Here is a 20,168-nt window from a genome sequence, read left to right as displayed (position 1 = left end):
TTCCTTGTACCCCTTAACTGGAAATCTAATCGTGATTCCGGCGGGAAAGATAGCTTGATGCTTCGCAAGGTGCGAGGTACCAGGGAAGATCCGCATGCCCTTTGTCTCAACGAATCCGGATATGTTCCCCCGGAGGCCCATTTTCTGCAGCATACTCTCCAACACCCTCCTCTCCATGGTTCCCGGGATCTCCGGGGCAGGGCCGACTCCGGAAAAAACCCTGTTGACCCCAATCCTTGATGCGGAACTGATTGCCGAAGGATCGATATCCAGCATGCCGGTCAAGCCAAATACCCCGACCGGGTGTCCGACGCCGGCATCCATCACCCGGGCCGTCATGGAACTGACCGGACTCTCCCCTCTCTTCATCAATGCCGGGCTCGTGCATCGCCCGACAGTACCCTGTCTCGATGTGTATGGAACCCCGGGCGATGATCCCCGGTTCGGCGATGCTGTGCCCGATGCAGAACTTCTTTTCGGCCGCGGAGAATTGCTCGGCGCCTTCCTCGGGCAGGTCTCTGATCTCCTTGTCCTCGGCGAGTGCGTTCCCGGGGGTACCACCACTTCGCTCTGCGTGCTCCGCGCTCTCGGTTACCCGGCCCGCGTGAGCAGCAGCTATATCGAGAATCCGGTATCCATGAAGGAGGAGATATGGAGAATCGTTGCCGGGAGGATTTCCGAATCTGGGCTCTCATCACCGCTGGACACGGTGAGAATCGGGGGTGATCCGATGATCGCGGTGGCTGCGGGAATCGCCGCCCGTTACCCTGGTAACCTGTTCCTTGCTGGCGGAACCCAGATGCTCTCGGTCGCCGCATTGGTGCGGGCAATAGGTAGACCAGCACCCCGCATCGCTACCACCTGCTACGTGAGGGACGACGCTTCTGCGAACTTTGCCGAGATGGCAGGTCGTATCGGATCAGAAGTGTTCTACATAGACCCCGGGTTCGGGGAACTCGGACATTCCGGTCTTGCCCGGTACTGTATCGGGGAGGTCAAGGAAGGAATGGGTGCTGGAGGGGCCATGCTGCTGGCCTTCCTGCAGGGATACAGCCCTGCCGCAATCCGCGGGAAAATCCTCGAATTCGCCCATGCCTACTCCTGAAAAGAGGCCTTATTACCACCGCCGATCAACTTATCAGGGAATGCTCCCGATGTACGTGGTTAACCTCTACGCACAGATGAACAACCGGATCCTGCGGATGCTCCGTGACCTTGAAATTTATCCCCGGATAATCCCGAACGCCACCCCTCCCGAGGAGTTGGCAATCGGGTGCCTGGGGTTGGCTCCGCAGTGTTCCGTCAGGCTCGCCACCCCGCCGCTCTGTGAGAACGAAGCCATCGCCGTTCATAACCGGAACACCCACGGGATCCAGTGGCAACCTGAGGTGAACCATCCTGACAATGGCAGGCTGGTCTTCCGCCCCTTCAACCACATCATCTTCGAATGCGGTTCGTTATAACGGATATCCATGATAAAAAGAAGCACCCTTGCCCGCATGGTTCGGGATATCGGTTTTTCATGCACCCGGTGCGGCGTATGCTGCAAGGGGACGGACAACCTGGTCATGGTGTCGCCCCAAGAGGTCTGCCGGCTGGCAGAGGAAACCGGACTCGAGTCCGGTGATATCGCCACCCCCTACCCCGAGTTTGTCGAGACCAGGGGCGGAGGAAGCATCACGTTCGAATGGGCGGTCCGGAAACATGGGGAGGCATGCAGGTTTTATTCCGGTGGGCTCTGCACCGCTTATGCGGCACGGCCCTGGATATGCCGGACGTTCCCGTTCATGCTTGACAACGAGCACCTAATCGTATCGCACTGTCCTGGTATCGGCGGCAAAATATCGCGGAAGGAAGCATGGGATCTTGCCGGACTGCTCCTTGAACGGAGAAGGGCTGAGCTTACTGAAGAGGAGCGGGTCCGCCAGGTCCTTTCAGTGTGCAGAATTCCACCCGGGTGCCAGGTTCTCGTTGACGGCACGGGATTGAAGGTGCTCTGATGGGTGAACTGCGGATTATCGGTACCGCTCATGTCTCAAGCGAGAGCATTGCAGAAGTCCGCCAGGCCATCGCTGACTTTTCGCCCGATGTGGTTGCAGTTGAGCTCGATCCTGGCAGGTATGCCGCCCTGAAAAAGCATGTCCAGGAAGCATCGGTATCAGATGTGCTTGAGGCAAAGACTTTCGCCCAGCTCCTCGTCCAGTGGCTCCTAGCTTACCTCCAGCGGAGAATTGGGCTCGATGTGGGAGTAGAGCCCGGGGCAGAGATGAGAGCAGCCGTCGAGGAAGCAGAAGCGCGTGGCATCAGGGTTGACCTGATCGACCGGGATATCCGGATTACACTCCAGCGGTTCTGGCGCTCGCTCTCACTTATCGAGAAAATTCGGATGTTCTATGCCCTGGCGGTATCAGTCGCCTCCATGGATGGGGAGGAGATCGACATCGAGGAGTTGAAAAAACAGGATGTTATTTCGGCGGCACTGGAGGAATTCCGGAAGTTCTCTCCCAACGGTGCCCGGGCTCTTATCGATGAACGGGATGCCTATCTCGCCCACCAGATCATCAGGCTTTCGAACAAGTATGATCGCATCCTGGTGGTGATAGGGGCCGGCCACCAGGACGGGGTAAACCGGTATCTCGCGGATCATGCCACCCTCCCTCCCATGTCCGGGCTCACCGCTGAGATCAAACCGCGTCCCTGGGGGCTAATCTTTGGGGCGATAGTCACCTTTCTCTTTATATTACTGCTCGTTGCCATAGGATTTTCAGGGGTTGGGATCGAGATCCTGTTCACCGCGCTCGTGTACTGGGTGCTCATCCACGGTCTGCTGACCGCTGCCTTCACGCTCATGGCCCGGGGCCACCCGCTCTCGGCTGCCACCGGCTTTGCCGTCTCCTGGTTCACGGCATTAAACCCGCTCATCGCCGCAGGGTGGTTCGCAGCTATCGTCGAGGCAAAGATACGAAAGCCGGCGCCGTCCGATTACCGGAAGATCTTTGAGGCAGAGACATTCACCGAGATGATGCGGATCCCGCTTTTCAAGGTCGTTTTAGTCGCCGCACTGGCAAATGTCGGGAGCACACTCGGGACCATCCTCTATTTTATCTTCATCTTCCCTATCCTCGGAATCGATCCCGGGGTGCTCATCAGCGAGGGAATTGGAAACATGATCGCGGCGATCCAGAACCTCCTGTAGCTAGTTCAAAACGAAACGCACCTATTGGTTTTCCATTTCATATGCTCGACAGCAGAGCAGTCATAGGGATTAATAAAAACTACACCCCGATTTTTTTTTATTTTTCATTCATGGATCCCCTCAGGGAACCAGATGGTTCTCCGAGCGGAAAGTATTTGTCCGCGCTGTTGCCACAAACTCCTTGTGAACTCTCATGTACCCGTCTTTTTTACCCGCACTGGTCTGCTGCCTGGCTGTTGTTATTGCAACGGCAACCGCGTCAATGGGAACGATTTCTCCGTCGGGTGCTGTTTTTATCGGTGAAGACGGTATCGATATTTCCGGTACCGGTGTCACTGCCGGGTCAACCATTGTCTGGTATGGTATGGGTGGAACCATCGGCTCGGCGCCTTCAGCAACGGTGTTTGTTACCGATCCCTCCGCTTTCTACGTATCGCCGGGGCTCTTCCAGGGCAAGACCGGTTCCTGGTTCACCGAGCAGGGCATTACTCCAGTATTCTATGTCCAGGAACCGCAGATCTCGCTCCGGATCTTTGACGAGACCGCCGATTTCGAGATCACCCCTTCCACGGTCTGGGTGCCCAGGGGTGATGCGATCGGGTTCCAGGTCGATACGACGGTCTCTATCCTGGCTGCCCGCCCCGGCTCTCCTGGTTCACCGGTGACAATCAGGATTCGCGGGCCCGATGGCATCGAGTATTCCGCTGTTGACGGTTTTCCGCTCGAAAATATACTGATCGATTCGCCAAACTACCGGACCGGACCGGTATGGTTTACCGGCGACTACGGGAACGGGAACTACACGGTATGGGTCGAGAGCACCGGAAACAACATGAACGATAACTATCCAAGCCAAGGAAAGACCATCTCCGCCCCGGTGACCTTCCTTTTGCAGCGTACAAACCCGCTCATAGCTGCAACGACTGCTGCTGCCACAGTCACCACCACTTTCCCCGCCACAACATCATCCACGGTCCCGCAGACGGCCCTCCCAACACCTGCTCCCACGACCCTTATGCCAACCACTCCTGGTACTGTCCGCTCCACCGCGACGCCAGCCTCTTTGCCAGGTTTTGGTCACGGTGCAGCCATTCTCGCCCTTGCGGCAGGATTGATTGCGGTGCGGATCCGGAAATGATCGCCACGCCATGTAAAGAAACCATTTTTTCTCCCCGCGAATAAGGGATTATTATGAACGTGGGAACAACCATCATCAAATGCCGCCACAGCGTCAGGTCATTCAAACCGGCCCCGGTTGAAGATCACATCATCCGGGATGTCCTCGAATGTGCACGCCATGCCCCGACGGCGATGAACAAGCAGCCCTGGCTCTTCGGGGTTATCCGTGAAAAAGCCCTCCTGAAGAAGATCGCCGATCTCACCGACCACGGGAAGTTCATCGCCGACTCCGTAGTCTGTTTCGCAGTGTTTGGAGAGCGGGATGCGAAATACTATCTCGAGGACTGCTGTGCGGCGACCGAGAATATCATCCTGGCTCTCCAGGCCTACGGAGTGGGTTCCTGCTGGGTTGCGGGTGATAAAAAATCCTATGCCCCTGCGGCCAGGGCCCTCCTCAATGTTCCGGAGAAGTATACGCTGGTCTCGCTTGTCCCGGCCGGATACCCCGCTGATATCACCCTCCAGAAAAAGAAAGACCTGGATACCATTGTGTTCTTCGAGGCCTTCGAGCAGGAATAACCTATCCGCGTTCACAAACGGCTTCTGGTAACAAAACTTATTTATTTTCTGCAGGTTCAGTCCGAAGTGGTGAAACCTGATTATGGAAGGAAAAGATCTCGGATCCCTTATTTACGGGTTTGATATGGCTGCCGGGGAAGCGCTCGGCAAGCGGGAGAGTCATACCCCCAAAATCGATGCGCCGTCGAAAGCTAAGCCTGATGAGGCAATCACCGTGAAGGTCTCAGTCGGTCCGCACCCAAACACCGTTGAGCACTCCATCCGCTGGCTGGCAGTCTTTTTCTATGAAGAGGGGAGGGCATTTAACCCGATCACCCTGGCCAAGGTCTCGTTCAATGCACCGACTACCGAGCCGGAAATCAGCCTGAAGGTGAGGCTCCCCCGGACCGGAGTCATCCATGCCCTGGAGTACTGCAACCTCCATGGGCTCTGGTCCGGGAAAAAAGAGATCACGATTACCTAACTTTTTTTTAACAGGATCCAAGTCCAAAAAGATAAACAGCCTTCGCTGCCTACATAAAAAGATCTTGTACAAGGTTAGTTATTCATCGCTTCAGTGTGAAGCTCCAACTTCATGCAGGTTTTTTAACTATTCCGAAGTTCCTATGCTGGTTCTTCCTTTGGCATGACTTTTACCGATTTCAGGTAGAAAAACCCGACCACGGCAAAGGTCACCATTGGGGAGAGCCAGGCCGGTATGTGGAACCCGAAGCTGTCGAGCACCATGATGCATCCCAGGAAAAGGACCGAATAAATGGCCCCGTTCTTGAGGTAGAGGTACCGCTTGATCCGGTCAACGTTGCTGATGGTGATCTGTCGCACCACGATCGCACCCAGACCGTTACCGATGATTATGAGGGGGACCGAGAGGGTGAAGGCAAACGCACCAAGTATCCCGTCAATCGAGAACGTGGCATCGATCACTTCGAGGTAGAATATCTTGCTCCAGTCCGACATGGTGCCCCCCATCATCTTTCGTTCCTGTTCCTCGGCATTCTGGCGGAAACCGTGCACGATGAAGAATGCCGTCGATCCCATAACCGCAGCAAATGCCATCATCGGATTGACCCGGAGTGAAAACCAGACCAGCAGCGCCAGGAGGATCGAGACAATGGCAAAGAACCATACCCCTTTTGATGCGATGTAGCACTCGCCCCGGAGGCCATAGTTTTTCTCTTCGAGGAAAATCCAGTGCAGGAAGAGGAAGAGGAGGAACGTCCCGCCCCCCATCAGTAGTATCGGCGCCGATGCTTCGATCGCGGCAATGACTGCAGGATCGTTTGAGAAAGTGGCGGTCAGCGCCCCAATCGGCCCAAGCGACGGTGTGGACATCCAGATGATCAGCCAGGGGAGAATGCCGCGGATCATGAAAACAGCAAACAGCAAGCCCCAGGCCATGAACCACCGTCTCGCCCACTGGGCCATCGTGGAGAGAACCTCGGCGTTGATGATTGCATTGTCAATACTGCAGACGGTCTCAAACAAGCAGAGACCGGCAATGGTAAGGACGATGGAGAGGAGTTCCATGTTTGGGCAGTGAGAGAGTTGCCCCGGTTCCCATAAAAGATGAACTCACGCATTTCCCGGGAAAGCAGGAGAAATCCCGGTGTGAAAGGTTCTGCGCTGCACTAGGGTGCGACAGGCTTCCCCAATTATTATCTATTCCTCTCCCTACCAGTAGGTATGAAACGGCCGGTTCTCCAGGTTGCACTCGATGTGCTCGACCTCCCGCGGGCGATCCAGATCGCCCGTGAGGCGGTTGCAGGGGGTGCGGACTGGATTGAGGCAGGGACACCGCTGATCAAGAGCGAGGGGATGAATGCGGTCCGGAGTCTCCGGTCGTACTTTCCCAGTCATGAGATTGTTGCTGACATGAAGATCGCCGATACCGGTGCTCTGGAAGTGGAGATGGCGGCAAAGGCCGGGGCTTCGGTGGTCTGCGTCCTCGCCGATGCCGATGATACGGTGATTTCAGAAGCAGTTCGGGCGGCATCCTTATACGGGGTCCGCCTCATGGCAGATCTGATCAATACTGCACAACCCCTGGAACGGGCGGAACAGCTGGAGCGTCTCGGTGTCCAGATCATCAATGCCCACGTCGGCATCGACCAGCAGATGATTGGCAGGAGCTCACTCTCACTCCTCGAATCGCTCCGGGGAGCGGTGGGAATGGAGCTCGCGGTCGCCGGAGGTCTCGATGCCGGGACTGCGCCTCAGGCCGTGGCACAGGGGGCAGACATTGTCATCGTTGGAGGAGCCATCACGCGATCGGCAGCGGTCACCGACTCCACTCGTTCGATACGTGGGGCTATCGACAATCCCCCCGCTGCACCTCCTGTCCGGGCTACACATAATGAAGCCGTGGCCGAGATCCTCGCAAAGGTCTCCTCTCCGAACGTGTCGGATGCCATGCATAGGAAAGGTGCGATGGCCGGGATCACCGCCTTGTGCGGCGGACTCAGGGCAGCCGGGCAGGCAGTCACCGCCCAATCGTTTCCCGGCGACTGGGCAAAACCCGTTGAGGCGATCGACCATGCCGGACCAGGAGATATCCTGGTCATCAATAACGAGGGAAGCACGAGTGTTGCCTGCTGGGGGGAGCTCGCGACCCTGAGCGCCATCCGCTGTGGGGTTGCAGGCGTGGTCATCGATGGCGCGGTGCGCGATATCGATGATATCAGGAATCTCTCATTTCCGGTTTTTGCCCGGGCCGTAGTGCCGAATGCCGGGGAGCCAAAGGGGTTTGGTGAGATCAATTGCGAAATCCGGTGTGGCGGCCAGCTGGTCCGTCCCGGTGACTGGATTATCGGGGATGAAAGCGGTGTGGTGGTGATCCCCGGCGAACGTGCCTACGAGATAGCCCGCAGGGCGCTTGAAGTGAAAAAGACCGAAGAGCGGGTCCGTGAAGAGATACGGCGGGGGAGCACGCTCTCGAAGGTATCGGAGCTGGTCAAGTGGGAGAAGAAATAAGACCTGCTGTCCGTCAGGGCCGCTGAATCACTGGGGCGGACTGGCAAATAAGAAGGAAATGGTATTACTGGAACATCGAGCTTTCCAGGAGCGTACCCCCGCCTTTCGTGATGACGGAGATGGCAGCCCCGACATCGTCCACCCGCAGGATCAGGACAGCGGCATCCCTTCCCGAATAGGCATATGAGTATTCGATGTTGATCTTTCCGTCACCGAGAATCCGGGCAATCTCGTAAAGGCCCCCGGGGATATCCTTCATCTGCACGGCAATTACATCGGTAAAAGCAACATTGAACCCGATGCCCGAGAGCTTCTCGAAGGCTTTCTGCGGTTTGTCGACCAGTGCCCGGACCACCCCGAAGCCATCCGCTTCGGCGATGGAGAAGGCGAGGATATTGATCCCCTCTTCCTGGAGGGCTTTTGCAATAGCGGCCAGCCTCCCGGGCTTGTTCTCTGAAAATATCGATATCTGCCTGATAATGAACTTCTTCTGTTCCATCTTCAGATCTTCCTCCTGTCGATAACCCGTTTTGCCTTTCCCTCGAACCGCGGGAGCGAACCCGGTTCGACCAGCTCCACGTTTACCGCGACGTTGAGGGCGTTCCTCAGACGATGTTCCACGTTCTTTCGGATAGCCATGAGGTCGGTGATCTTATCGGAGAATGACTCTTTTCGCACTTCAACCTTGACCTGCATGTCATCTAGGGCCCCCCTCCGGTCCACTTCAATCATGAAATGCTGGCCGACCTCGGGGACGGTCATCAGCGTGTATTCCACCTGGGAGGGGAAGACGTTGATGCCCCGGATGATCAGCATGTCGTCCACCCGGCCGGAAATCCGGTGTACTCTTGGGTGGGTCCTGCCACAACCACAGACATCATCGTCATACGATGTGATATCCCCGCTCCTGAACCGGACCATGGGCAGGGCTTCCTTCTGGAGCATGGTTATGACCATCTCGCCCTGCTCGCCTGGCGGTAGCTGCTCCCCGGTCTCTGGATCGAGAACCTCGACATAGGCAAGGTCCGCCCAAACATGAAATCCGTTTTGTTCGGTGCACTCGCAGAACATCGGGCCGGAGAGCTCACTCGTGCCGTAGATATCATAGGCTTTAATCCCCAGCCATTCTTCGATCCTGGCCTTCATGTTATCCGACCAGGGTTCAGCGCCGAGGATGCCGATCCGGAGGTTGGTATCGTTTCTTATGCTCACCCCCATCTTCTCGGCCTCCTCCCCGATGTGGAGGAGGTAGGACGGGGTGCAGGCGATCGCGGTCGTGTGGAGATCCTGCATCAACTCAATCTGCCGCTCGGTATTCCCGACACTGGTCGGGAGCACGGTGACCCCGATCCGTTCAGCCCCATAGTGGAGCCCGAGACCTCCGGTAAAGAGCCCGTAGCCGTAGCTCACCTGGAGCACATCACCCCGCCCCAGGCCGCATGAGACGAGCCCGCGGGCAAGGGAAGCGGTCCAGTTGTTCAGGTCATTCTGCGTATAGCCCACAACGGTCGGTTTGCCGGTCGTCCCCGAAGAAACGTGATAACGTATGAGGTCCTCTTGCCCGGCTACAAAGATCTTGTCCGGGTAATGGTCCCTCAGGTCGTTCTTTACCATGAAGGGCAGTTTGCGGATATCTTCCAGTGACCTGATATCGTCGGGGTGAACCCCCGCCGATCTCATCCGGTTGTGATAGAAGGGGGAGAAGCTGTACAACCGGTATACCAGCGTCTTGAGGAGCCGGTATTGCAACCTCCGGATATCCTCACGGGGCATTTCTTCGATTCGTGGATCCCAGCACTTCACTTATATCGCCTCCCGTCGGTCGATGACCCTCTTTGCCTTTCCCTCGAACCGCGGGAGAGATCCCGGCTCCACGAGTTTAACATTGGTCCGGAGCTCAAGGGTGTCCCGAAGCTCCTTGACCACCTTCTTCTGGATGCGGGATAAGTCTGCGAGCTCTCCGGAAAAGTGGGCGCGGTTGATCTCAACTTCGATAATCATCTCATCAAGGTGATTGACTCTGTCCACATACACCATAAACTGATTCCCGACCTCCGGGATTCTGAGGAGCACATGCTCGATCTGGGACGGGAAGACGTTGATGCCCCTGATCACCAGCATATCATCGCTCCTGCCGGTGATACGGGCGATCTTTTGCGCCCTGCCGCACGGGCATTCATCGGAAAGCAGCATGGTGATGTCCCCGGTGCGATAACGCAGGAGGGGCATGGCTTCCTTGACCAGCGGGGTGACCACGAGCTCCCCCAGTTCTCCTGGACCAAGCATCTCTCCGGTTTCCGGGTCTACGATCTCCACCAGATAGGAATCGTGCCAGATATGGAGTCCGTCCCGTTCAGGGCATTCGAAAGCAACCCCGGGACCGAACAGCTCCGAAAGGCCGTAGCTGTCAAAGGCCGTCACACCAAGCCGCGATTCGAGTTCTCTCCGCATGGCATCGGACCAGGGTTCTGCCCCGAACATGCCTGCCCGGAGGGTTGCGAACTCCACCCCCATCTCCTCAGCCACTTCTGAAAGGTGCATAGCGTAGCTGGGGGTGCAGTGGATGGCGGTTACCCCGAAATCCTGGATCATCTGGATCTGCCGCCGGGTATTGCCGGTCGCGCTGGGAATAACGGTGAGACCGATCTTCTCCGCTCCATAGTGCATACCAAGCCCGCCCGTGAACATACCATAGTTGACCATGTTCTGGAAGACATCGCCCTCCTTCAGCCCGATCATGATGAGGTTCCGGGCAATCAGCTCTGCCCAGGACTCGAGGTCTCTCCGGGTATAGCCGACAACGGTCGGTTTTCCTGTTGTGCCCGAAGTGGTGTGGATCCGGACAACCTTCGAGAGCGGGACGGCAAGGAACCCGAACGGGTACCCGCCACGGAGATCCTGCTTCCGGGTGAAGGGGATCTTCCTGATGTCATCAAGGGTCCTGATATCCGCGGTCCGGATGCCCGCCTGTTTGAACTGCTGCTGGTAGAACCTGACCGATTCGACCTGGGAGAGGGTCCACTTCAGGCGTTTCAGCTGGAGGCGTTCAAGGTCTTTTCCCTTCAGGGTCTCAGTCTTCTTGTTCCAGAACATCGCCGTACTCATCCCGTCCTCCTCCCGGTTTCCCGGGGCCGGATTCCTTCCAACCGATTTGGCTCCATGGTGCACCGTTCACAGATGGCCGGATTGCCGCGTGATACGGTATATATCAGGTACATCTCCTGAAAAATCTTGTCAGGGTATGGGATAGCGGAGCGATCGGGCAGGAGAACAAATTTCCGGAATCCCGGTTAAAACGATGTATTGATGTAGGCGCTTGCCCAATTTCTGCATAGAGGCACACCTGGTGTCGGGCCGTTTTGGAGGGGGAATCATATCGTTCAGGTGCCATGGAAGACGGTAACGGGTTTTGGTGCACACCTCAAGGCGACCAGGAGCACGCTCATCATCCAGCGGGGCGGGCACAAGGAAGAATTGCCCCTCGATTCCATCCACCATCTTCTCCTGATGGGGGGCCATTCCCTTCACACATCGGTGGTCAATTCACTCCTCCGCTCGGGAAAGGCGATCTCGTTCTTTGAAGCGGATGGCGAACCTCTGGGAACCCTTCGCCGATATGGCGATCATCCGGACGAGGTCATCCGCAACCTCCAGGCCCAGGTCCCGTCCCATTCGTATGCCCTTAAGCTGGCCAAGGCAGCCACTATCAACCGCATCAGCCTGATAGAAGCGCTTGGAGAAGGGATTGCGGAGCCGTTCCTTTATGAAGGAGAGATCGACATCATCCGCCAGCACCTCGCCGAGTTCGAGAACCTTGTCCGGATTGATGAAATCCGGAGGGTATACCGACTGTTATCATCGATGTATTACGAGATAGTTGCCCGGACAGTATCTCCCGTGCACGGGTTTCGCAGGCGTACCAGCCGGCCCCACACCGATGTGGTCAATAGCATCCTCTCGATCGGCTATGGGATGCTTTTTGGCAATGCCTGCGTTGCCGCGATCGGTGGTGATTGCGACCCTGACCGGGGCTTTCTCACCATTGGGAGGGCCGGACTTGTCCATGACCTGACCGAACCTTTCAAGCCAGTCATGATCGACCTGCCGGTTCTGCGATTGGTCTACGAGGGTCTCGATCCCGAGCACTACGAGTGCGGGACCGGGCGCTGCATCCTCTCCGATAGTCTCATGGCCCAGCTGGTGAAAATCTTTCAGGGGACCATACGGCAGGACGTCTTCGATAAGCAGGTGCTCGTGTTCAGGGAATCGCTGACCGGGACGAGCGATTTTTTCGTGGTTAAGGTTGAACCTGACCGTCCTTGCACAGGCACCTGACCGGATCACCGAAAGGGCAGTTTATGGTTCCGTCCTCCTGACCTGGAAGTCCACGAAATGGATCAACGGATGATCCGATATATCGATATCCCGTATCATCGCCCCGGGACACGCATAAATCATCGAGACGAATTTTTCGAGCAGTATTGGGTCGCTCGTGGCGATGGCAAGGACGCTCCCGTCCGGCAGGTTCATCACCTCGCCCCTGACATTGAGCCGTCCGGCAAGGGCGCGGATGCAGTTACGCATGCCCACCCGCTGGACTTTTCCAAAAATGCGTATCTGGATCGTCTTCTGTTCGGGGGCAGAATGCCTCCCGGGTTTCCGGGCAGACACATGCTCTTCTCGGGTCTTGTCTTCCACACCCTCTCCCGCTGATTCTGTTGCCCGATGATCGTAATAGTCTTTCCTCCGCAACCGCCGCCTTATAGCGATGTTAATATATAGCAGCATGTGGTTTATGTCGTGTCCGGAGATGGGCATACCGGCACGGAAATAATTGGCTTATAGACGTTAAAAAAGGAGAATAAGGCTAAGAACTCATTTTTATCGTGCTAGCAGGATTGCATGCGGTTCAGTATCTCATCGTAGAAGTAATGCGCTGTCCCCGCATCGGCTGATTCGACAATTACCCTAACCAGGGGTTCGGTCCCCGAAGGCCGGACCAGTGCCCAGGAATCGTTCCTGTTGATCCGGATTCCGTCCGTCCAGTCGATTGTGTCGTGCAGGTAGGTTTTCGCGAGGGCTGAGACCAGGGCAGCAGGATTATCCACCGGGAACTTGCCAGCGAGCAGGGTGAACTCTGGCAATTCGTCGACCAGGGCGGAGAGTGGACGCCGGCTCCCGGCAAGGATGGATACCATCACGGCAGCCGTCATGCCTCCGTCCCGGCAGTACTGGTGGGCCGGGTAGATTATCCCTCCGTTCCCTTCACCGCCAAGGGCAACCGGTATCCCCTCTGCCTGGAGTGCAAGCATGGTCCTGGCTACGTAGATGCTTCCAACCGGCGTATAGTAAACGTCGCACCCATGCCACCTGGCAACCGTCTCGATGAGGAGCGACGTGGAGACCGGGGTGACCACGGTCCCTTTCGTCTCGCGGCAGATCCAGTCCGCGACCAGGGCGAACTCCTGGTTCTCGCTGATGAACCGGCCATTCTCATCGATGATGACTGCCCGGTCCGCATCGCCGTCGTGTGCAACCCCAAAGTGTGCCCCTGTTGCCTGTACCAGCTCGCACAATGGTGCAAGCCCCTCAGGCGAGGGTTCCGGGAGCCGTCCCGGGAACCGCCCGTCCATGTGTCCGTTGACGGTAAGGACCCGGCATCCCAGGCGTGTGAGAATCTCGGGGGTTGTGTAACAGGCGGCTCCGCATCCAGGGTCTACAACTACGGTCATTCCATCACCGGGCCTGGCCGGGAACTGCTGGACAACGGCATCCACGTATTCCGAGGCGCAACCAGGGACGGTATGTTCACTCCCGGTATCGTCCCAGGCAACAAGGTCAAACCGGCGCCCGAACAGCCGGTCCTCCAGCAGGACTGTCTGCTCATCACCCATTTCTACTCCGTCGGACTCGATGATCTTCACACCATTGTATTCGGGAGGATTGTGTGATGCGGTGATTACTGCGCCGGCATCGAAGTGGTTGCGAACCAGGTACTGGAGCGCAGGGGTGGGGAGGATGCCGCAATCGGTAACATCGCAGCCGGTTGCCAGGAGCCCGGCTTTCAGTGCACCCGCCAGTGCGGGTCCCGATGTCCGGGTGTCCCGCCCTACCGCTATTCTTCCTTTCCGCATGGATCCCAGGGCAAGGCCGATGGACAGGGCGAGCTCGGGGGTCATTTCGGTCCCAACAATTCCCCGCACGCCATTTGTGCCGAACAGCCGTTTTTCAAGCTTCGCGGGGAACATACTATCAGTCCTCCCATTGGACCGGGGTCGTCAGCGGGAGCAGGATCTCGTTGGCGAATAAAGCAGCCTTAATGGCGCTGTTTGGGTCCGCGGCGCACACGCCGAGATGGATCTCGGCAGAGCGCCTGCCAGGGATATTTCCCGAATGGCAGAGCCGTACAATCAGGGCGCTATCAATCTCGTTGATTTTCCTGACCAGGTTGGCTTCTGCATCCGATATCGTGTTACGGTCTGCCTGCTGGGGACAGGCAAGCGTGCACGTGAGGACCGTATTACCAGGAGAGCATCCTTTCCGAAACGCCTGCGCGAACCCTTCAGCGGTGGTGAACTCCTCGCATGCATCGAGCCGGGCTATAACATCGTCTACTGTGGGATCGGTCATCAGCACGTTCTCGGCATAACCAAGTTTCCCGATCACGAACTTCGGGAACGCCCGGGACTTGAAACCCTCTATGATGGCTATCTGCACCCCTGCATCGCAGAACATTACGAGTATGTTTTCGAGGTCGGTCTCCCTGACCACGGAAATGGTTTTCCTGCTGTCGATTCCTGCAGATATCTTTGCCCCTGCTTCAAAAAACAGGGTGGTGTCCTTTCCCTCTTCGAGGCTGACATCATGGTGCCCGATATGCTTGATGACTCCGATGGGGCCATATCCTTTCATGGCTGGGATCAGGGAGCTGATAAACGTGGTCTTTCCGGTTCCTGAAACTCCTGCGATATGGACTATCTTCACCCTGATCCCTCCTCTCCAGCGTTTTCCCCATCTTCCCGTGAACGGAGGAGCGCCGCAGCGGCTTCACCGACGCTTCGCATGACATCGGAAATCCGTTCTTCGATTTCGATCTCCTCATCGATCTCGAGTGACGATTTTTCTACTTCGAGCAGGAAGCGGGCGACCTCGCTCGCTTCAAAGAGGAGGTCATCGAGCTCTTCCTGGGTGAAGAACCCGCACATGGCGCCATAGAAGAAGGTTGCGCCTGACTTGGCGACCTTCTTCTTAAATGAGTTCCGGGCCTGGTTGACAGCCTGGGCGGTGTAGCTTTCCTGCATGAAGGGCACGAGTTCGGGGAGATGCTGCCCGATAAAAGTCATCTCCGCCCCGTTCCGGGTCCGGAAGTCAGTGCAGAGGCGGGCAATCGCCCACTCCCGGGCAGTGACATAAGTCCTCCTCCTGAGAAACTGGTTCACCTTCCGGTAGGCCGCTCCATCGACCTTTTTGAACTTTTTGTATTTATTGACATCTTCCTGCCCGAAATGCTGCGCCATGTGATACCGTTATGCCCCGTGCATATTATATACTGCGGGTCATCGGGGCTCTCGGGAGGGGTGCGTGCTCCTTTGCATATAGCATCATATGGTTCATGGAATGAGGGTGGATCGAGCATACAGGCCATCAAGAATCCAAAGATCCAACCACCTTTCCAGATTCTAAAGGCACATCATTTTTATTTTTTTTCAATTCTAATATTAACCGAGAGCCGATTGTTCTTGAGAGACTGGAGAGACGGTCAGGGCCCATCCGTTCCCCCCAAGAACCGTGAGGGAGCGAATGGCATGTACCGATGCCTCCGGACCCCTAACCATCTCTGGATTAACAGGTCTCCTGGAGGCCTGGAGTTAATGTGGGGCCCTCTTTCCTTTCTCAAGGATATGATCGCGATTGAAAGGTGTTCATCTGGCAACACTCTTGAATTGTCTCCAGACGCTGCTGAGTTGTACAATTCCAAACCCGGGATTATTTCACCAGGATAAACTTGGATTAATCCCTATACAGCCATCAGGACCAGCATATTGTTGCAATTGAACTCCATCATTACTTCACGTATCATTCCCACAGATAGAGGCAACTACTGATTCACCTAAATATTCATTCATGGCAGAAATACCCCATCTATCTTCCATTTCATCCCGGATTTTGTGATATCTGCCCATTCTCGATACCCTCCGTTCTTCACACGCTCGCCGATACATTCAGCGCGTTTGGGCTGATCCGGTGGATCTTGTAGCAGCATTCTCCCGTGTCTTGGCTCCTGGTTTGACTCCTCGTTTTTCCATGGTGTTGAAGACATGGACCCGGTCATATCCTCCACAACCGCGAACCTGGCATATAGAATGTTTTTTCCCACAATTCTCAGTTGCCTGATCAGGATGCGAGGCAAACATAGGTCATCCTGCACCGGTTCATCCGCGACCTCAAGGCCAAGGATATGATCAGTCTCGATGTCAATCATTGCGTGAACTTTAATCCAGCCTCTCCTGACCCTCCGCTTCTCGCGCATCCACTCTCCTCCTGGTCGTGACTTTGATCCCGGTGTTATCGACAGCTACGACTGCATCATGGGAGAGGATTCGAGGAGATCAAGTTCTTGATCCGGCATAAAAAAGGGTGATATAGTCGGCGGATCGAAGACCTGGAATGAAAAGGGAGAGCTTCTTTGTGAATCCTTCCACATGGCGATAAGGCACCTGGAGGAAGGGATGGCTGCAAGGCCATCCACTGCATGAACAAATCCGGGTACTGGAATGGGTGGCCACCTGTCCCCGTACTCATTCTGGCGAGATGGCTGGCCCAATGGTCTATGAAGTCGGAAAAAGAGTAGAACTCGCCTCGCTTCACGAGTCGTTCATTATATACGGTCCAATCCGGGTATCTACATGCGGACGTCCCCATCGCTTTTTCTTTGACATGATAACCAGTTGGTGAAAAAAAAGAGGTTGGAAAATACGGAGCAACATGGGGTAGGTATGATCAGGAATTTTTCTTTTCAGATATTCTTCGATCCGGCATTGTGTGTTGTAGTAACTAATTTTCATCCCGGGGGCATGTGTGACCTGACAGTCTCATGTGCGTTTCATTCTCTATCTCGATCAGTGGATCATGTGCCTTTTTAACAGGATCCAAGTCCTTAAAGGCAAACAGCCTTCACTGCCCATAAAAAAAGATCTTGTAAAAAGGCTAGATTATTCATCCCTTCGGTATGAAGTATCAGCTTCATGCAGGGTTTTTAAAAAAAGAGAAAGGCTGCAGTTGTAATGAAGAGGACATCATTCCTGCTCATGCTTTTTCGCCAAATTTAAGATTATCCACATATCGCGTTTTCTTCAGCAGTCTTGACTGAAAAGGATGAAACATATGACCCACCGGTCCGGATGTCATTTGTGAGCGAATATGAAGCCGACTTTTCCCTGATCCTCTTTTCCAGTACAGACCCATAACACTTTGAGGTTCCCGTGCCTTTCTTTTGAGTACCTCCTTCACACGTACAACTCCTCTCGTACCATTTCAGAGATAAGCATCACCATGTGGTTTGCGGTTGATACCCCCACCAGGCGGTAATGGATGCCCCCCATATCCCAGGCTTTCCGGGAGAACGTCATTGTGACCCTTCTTTGCGGCAAATGTGTATTCTGCGCAAACCTTTAATTATTGGAAAAAATAAGAATAGAACATGGAGGCGGGCTTTTTTTCCGAATGGCTCGGAAGGTACCGCCATTACCTGAGAATGCGCAATTATTCCTCCCGGACCATCCAGAGCTACGAGCAGGTGGTCCGCCGCTTTGCCTACTATGTCTGGCTCCGCCGTACGACCGATCCCGAGAAGATGCTGGTTTACTGGGACAACCTGTCGCGGGCCCGCCTGGACACGGATGTCGAGGTGAAGCCGGTGATGATTACCGACTACCTCACCTTCCTCTCCTCGCTCAAGACCTACAAGCCAAAGACCATCCACCGGATCATCTCGACCCTGAGCTCCTTTTACCGCTTCCTCTATTCTCAGGGCGCGGTCTCTACTAACCCGATGTCCGGAGTGGAGCGTCCCAAGATCAAGGGCCAGGAGCTCCGGTATCTGAAGCACAGCCAGGTGATCCGGCTGATCGACTCGATTGAAGACCCCCGCGACAGACTGATCGTCAGGGTCATCTATGCCACCGGAGTACGGGTCTCGGAGCTCTGCGCCATGAATATCGAGGACATCGATTTTGAGGACGAGACCATCCGGGTACGGGGTAAGGGCGGCAAGATCCGGATCGTGTTCATCGACCGCGAGACGCTCGAGGAGATGGCCGATTTCATCGGCACCCGGATCGAGGGACCGCTCTTCCTCGGACAGATGGGCCACCACATCTCCCCCCGCTCGGTGCAGCACATCTTCAAGCTTTACGCCCCTGCGGGAATCACCCCACATAAGATCCGGCACAGCTATGCAAGCGAGCTTTACCGGCGGTCGAAGAATCTCCGGGTGGTCCAGGAGAACCTTGGTCATACCTCGATCAAGACCACCGAGATTTACCTGCACACCGATCTCGACGAACGTAAACAGGTATACCAGAAGTACTTCCCGCTGTCTGAGGCAAACAACCGGGTGCCGGGAGATCGGCACAAGTCAGAGCGGGAACGGGATTATCCTTAGGCCTTTCGCTGACCATTTCTTCGACCTTCATCCCCCGTGTTTTATCGGTTTGGCATCAAACCTGGGATCCATCACCGGTAGCGTTCACCTGCCACCGGGATAGGAAGGGGTTGTCACAGGCCTCCTCCATGGGTTCGGCAGACCTCCCCCCCAGGTGGCTATACCGATCAACCCTTTTTCCAATCTTGGTCGGGAAATCACAGCTCATGACCTGGATACCCCACAGCTGAATTCCTCACCAGGCCCGGGCAAAGGCGTTCTCCTACAGGAAAATTGCGAAATGAATATTTGTAAAAAGATAAATCCTTTCCATCTTTATTTCCGAAAAATGTTGAAGAATTCTTCTCTTCTTTGGAGCGATCAACCCCGGTTCCGCCGGGGGAATAAACCGCATGACGCTATATGTAAGGACGGTTCCTTTTTTCCAACCTGCAGGGTCAACCAAGAAAAAAACAGGGTTTTTTCCGGTTGTATCATGGTACTAAGATATGCAAAATGGTATAAAAAAACAAAAAACCCGTCAAGTAATCGTTGAATCCTTGAAATAACGGATTTATCTCTGAATCGCTTTTTCCTGGATCGGCACCGAACCTCTTTTAGCCTTCCGGGAGCACATGTGCTGCTAGGGTGAACAACGAGCCGGATATTCCCGCTTCATGGGAGAGACTGCATACCTTCCTTGCAGGGCGGAAATCACCCGTTGCGTATGTCCTGGGTCAAGGCGATGCCGGGAAGAGCACGCTCTGCCGCTTCCTTGCCAGCAGCTATGCCGGCCCGGTCGCCTACCTGGATGCAGACACCGGGCAGTCCACGATCGGGCCTCCGGCCACGGCCGGCCTAGCCATCTGCACCGGGAAACCTTCCCGGGTACGGGAGACGTTTATCCGGTTTGTCGGCTCCACATCGCCCCAGGGACACCAGCTCCAGCACCTGGTCGCTACTGCCCGGCTCCTTCCCCTTGCCCGGGAGCAGGGAGCCGGACCGGTACTAATCGATTCACCGGGCTTTATCGAAGGACCGGTGGCCGAAGAGTTCCAGGTGCGGATGATCGACCTCCTGCACCCCGACCTGGTAATTGCAATCCAGAAGGGACACGAGCTCGATGGTATCCTTGCAAATTTCCGGTCGCGGACCGGCATGACCACTATATCCATTGCCCCCTCACAGTATGCGCGGAGACGCTCCCGGGTATGGCGGGCACGCTACCGGCAGGCGCTGTTCCGGGCTTATTTTTCCGGGCATCGTGCTGCCGAAATTCCCCTGGAAGGAAAGGGATTCCACGGGAAGATCCCGGGCAGTTTCCGGGACGCTGACTGGCAGAACCTGCTGGTCGCCCTCTGCGATCCTGATATGCTTGTGGTCTCGCTGGCCATTGTGGAGGGTCTGGACCTGGCCGGAGGCGTCCTTGAAGTCCGTGTCCCCCCTCTCGACCTCTCGCGGGTCGCATCCGTCCAGGTGGGATCGATCCGGCTTGAGCCCGGCTTGGAGTTTTCCGTGGAGGGTTGATCCTGAGCGAAACACCAATAAACCATATTTTCCACCTCGCTGACACTCCCCGGGCCCTGCCAGCCGCCAGAGTGCTCCGGGATGCAATGGGGCTTGTTCAGCTATATCCCAGGACTCCGGCGCTGGGCCATGGTC

Annotated in this window: 19 protein-coding genes and 1 pseudogene; 11 read left to right on the top strand and 9 right to left on the bottom strand. The window is 55.9% G+C overall.

From position 1 onward, the window contains the following. Positions 1–94: 94 nt before the first annotated feature. The 7 genes from IPI71_02960 (at position 95) to IPI71_02930 (ending at position 5,357) form a co-directional block, all read left to right on the top strand. On the top strand, positions 95–1,105 hold the full coding sequence (locus IPI71_02960; GenBank protein ID QQR71484.1) for a TIGR00303 family protein: 1,011 nt from the start codon (positions 95–97) through the stop codon (positions 1,103–1,105). Between the two features lie 40 nt (positions 1,106–1,145). After that, the gene (locus tag IPI71_02955; GenBank protein QQR71483.1) at positions 1,146–1,463 is read left to right on the top strand and encodes a hypothetical protein; all 318 of its coding nucleotides are present in this window, start codon (positions 1,146–1,148) and stop codon (positions 1,461–1,463) included. 9 nt (positions 1,464–1,472) lie between these two features. Continuing rightward, positions 1,473–2,000, top strand: coding sequence for a YkgJ family cysteine cluster protein (locus IPI71_02950; protein ID QQR71482.1), 528 nt, complete (start codon positions 1,473–1,475; stop codon positions 1,998–2,000). Further along, positions 2,000–3,196 carry a TraB/GumN family protein gene (locus tag IPI71_02945; protein QQR71481.1) on the top strand — a complete coding sequence of 399 codons (1,197 nt, stop codon included), beginning with the start codon at positions 2,000–2,002 and terminating at the stop codon, positions 3,194–3,196. The genes IPI71_02950 and IPI71_02945 overlap by 1 nt, the downstream gene beginning before the upstream one ends. A gap of 193 nt (positions 3,197–3,389) precedes the next feature. Continuing rightward, positions 3,390–4,334 carry a DUF3821 domain-containing protein gene (locus tag IPI71_02940; protein QQR71480.1) on the top strand — a complete coding sequence of 315 codons (945 nt, stop codon included), beginning with the start codon at positions 3,390–3,392 and terminating at the stop codon, positions 4,332–4,334. Positions 4,335–4,387: 53 nt separating this feature from the next. Then, complete coding sequence (locus tag IPI71_02935; GenBank protein QQR71479.1) at positions 4,388–4,894, top strand: nitroreductase family protein; 507 nt, start codon at positions 4,388–4,390, stop codon at positions 4,892–4,894. An 82-nt stretch (positions 4,895–4,976) separates the two neighbouring features. Then, positions 4,977–5,357, top strand: a complete 381-nt coding sequence (locus IPI71_02930; protein ID QQR71478.1) for a class II SORL domain-containing protein — start codon at positions 4,977–4,979, stop codon at positions 5,355–5,357. Positions 5,358–5,497: 140 nt separating this feature from the next. Here the strand turns inward: IPI71_02930 and IPI71_02925 are convergent, their stop codons facing one another. Beyond that, positions 5,498–6,421: a DUF475 domain-containing protein gene (locus IPI71_02925; protein QQR71477.1), complete on the bottom strand. Its 924-nt coding sequence runs from the start codon at positions 6,419–6,421 to the stop codon at positions 5,498–5,500. Positions 6,422–6,577: 156 nt separating this feature from the next. Between IPI71_02925 and IPI71_02920 the strand changes: the two genes are divergently transcribed. Next, positions 6,578–7,864 (top strand): orotidine 5'-phosphate decarboxylase, encoded by a 1,287-nt coding sequence (locus IPI71_02920; protein ID QQR71476.1) that lies wholly within the window; start codon positions 6,578–6,580, stop codon positions 7,862–7,864. A gap of 64 nt (positions 7,865–7,928) precedes the next feature. Here IPI71_02920 and IPI71_02915 read toward each other — a convergent pair whose 3' ends face one another. The 3 genes from IPI71_02915 to IPI71_02905 are packed head-to-tail and all read right to left on the bottom strand — an operon-like array spanning position 7,929 to position 10,957. After that, positions 7,929–8,363 carry an ACT domain-containing protein gene (locus IPI71_02915; GenBank protein ID QQR71475.1) on the bottom strand — a complete coding sequence of 145 codons (435 nt, stop codon included), beginning with the start codon at positions 8,361–8,363 and terminating at the stop codon, positions 7,929–7,931. A gap of 2 nt (positions 8,364–8,365) precedes the next feature. After that, complete coding sequence (locus IPI71_02910; GenBank protein ID QQR71474.1) at positions 8,366–9,667, bottom strand: phenylacetate--CoA ligase; 1,302 nt, start codon at positions 9,665–9,667, stop codon at positions 8,366–8,368. Beyond that, the gene (locus tag IPI71_02905) at positions 9,668–10,957 is read right to left on the bottom strand and encodes a phenylacetate--CoA ligase (GenBank protein QQR71921.1); all 1,290 of its coding nucleotides are present in this window, start codon (positions 10,955–10,957) and stop codon (positions 9,668–9,670) included. A 291-nt stretch (positions 10,958–11,248) separates the two neighbouring features. On the opposite strand from IPI71_02905, the gene cas1 reads away from it, so the two are divergent. After that, positions 11,249–12,199, top strand: a complete 951-nt coding sequence (cas1, locus tag IPI71_02900; protein QQR71473.1) for a CRISPR-associated endonuclease Cas1 — start codon at positions 11,249–11,251, stop codon at positions 12,197–12,199. A gap of 21 nt (positions 12,200–12,220) precedes the next feature. Here the strand turns inward: cas1 and IPI71_02895 are convergent, their stop codons facing one another. From IPI71_02895 to IPI71_02875, 5 genes and pseudogenes are all read right to left on the bottom strand, one after another. Continuing rightward, positions 12,221–12,652, bottom strand: coding sequence for an acylphosphatase (locus IPI71_02895; GenBank protein QQR71920.1), 432 nt, complete (start codon positions 12,650–12,652; stop codon positions 12,221–12,223). 101 nt (positions 12,653–12,753) lie between these two features. Continuing rightward, on the bottom strand, positions 12,754–14,112 hold the full coding sequence (gene glmM / locus IPI71_02890) for a phosphoglucosamine mutase (protein QQR71472.1): 1,359 nt from the start codon (positions 14,110–14,112) through the stop codon (positions 12,754–12,756). 4 nt (positions 14,113–14,116) lie between these two features. Continuing rightward, a complete protein-coding gene (mobB, locus tag IPI71_02885; protein ID QQR71471.1) occupies positions 14,117–14,848 on the bottom strand; it encodes a molybdopterin-guanine dinucleotide biosynthesis protein B in 732 nt (243 codons plus the stop codon). Further along, positions 14,845–15,381 (bottom strand): hypothetical protein, encoded by a 537-nt coding sequence (locus IPI71_02880; GenBank protein QQR71470.1) that lies wholly within the window; start codon positions 15,379–15,381, stop codon positions 14,845–14,847. Before IPI71_02880 ends, mobB begins: the two co-directional genes overlap by 4 nt. Positions 15,382–15,881: 500 nt before the next feature. Beyond that, positions 15,882–16,732, bottom strand: a pseudogene (locus tag IPI71_02875) (transposase). Positions 16,733–17,564: 832 nt separating this feature from the next. Between IPI71_02875 and IPI71_02870 the strand changes: the two are divergent. Next, entirely contained in the window at positions 17,565–18,527 is a 963-nt protein-coding gene (locus IPI71_02870; GenBank protein QQR71469.1) for a tyrosine-type recombinase/integrase, read from the top strand. A 627-nt stretch (positions 18,528–19,154) separates the two neighbouring features. Next, positions 19,155–20,033 (top strand): AAA family ATPase, encoded by an 879-nt coding sequence (locus IPI71_02865; protein ID QQR71468.1) that lies wholly within the window; start codon positions 19,155–19,157, stop codon positions 20,031–20,033. Positions 20,034–20,168 lie beyond the last annotated feature (135 nt).

It is taken from the genome of Methanolinea sp. (assembly GCA_016699325.1).
Lineage (GTDB): Archaea > Halobacteriota > Methanomicrobia > Methanomicrobiales > Methanospirillaceae > UBA9949.
This window is presented reverse-complemented; position numbering and strand designations above follow the sequence as displayed.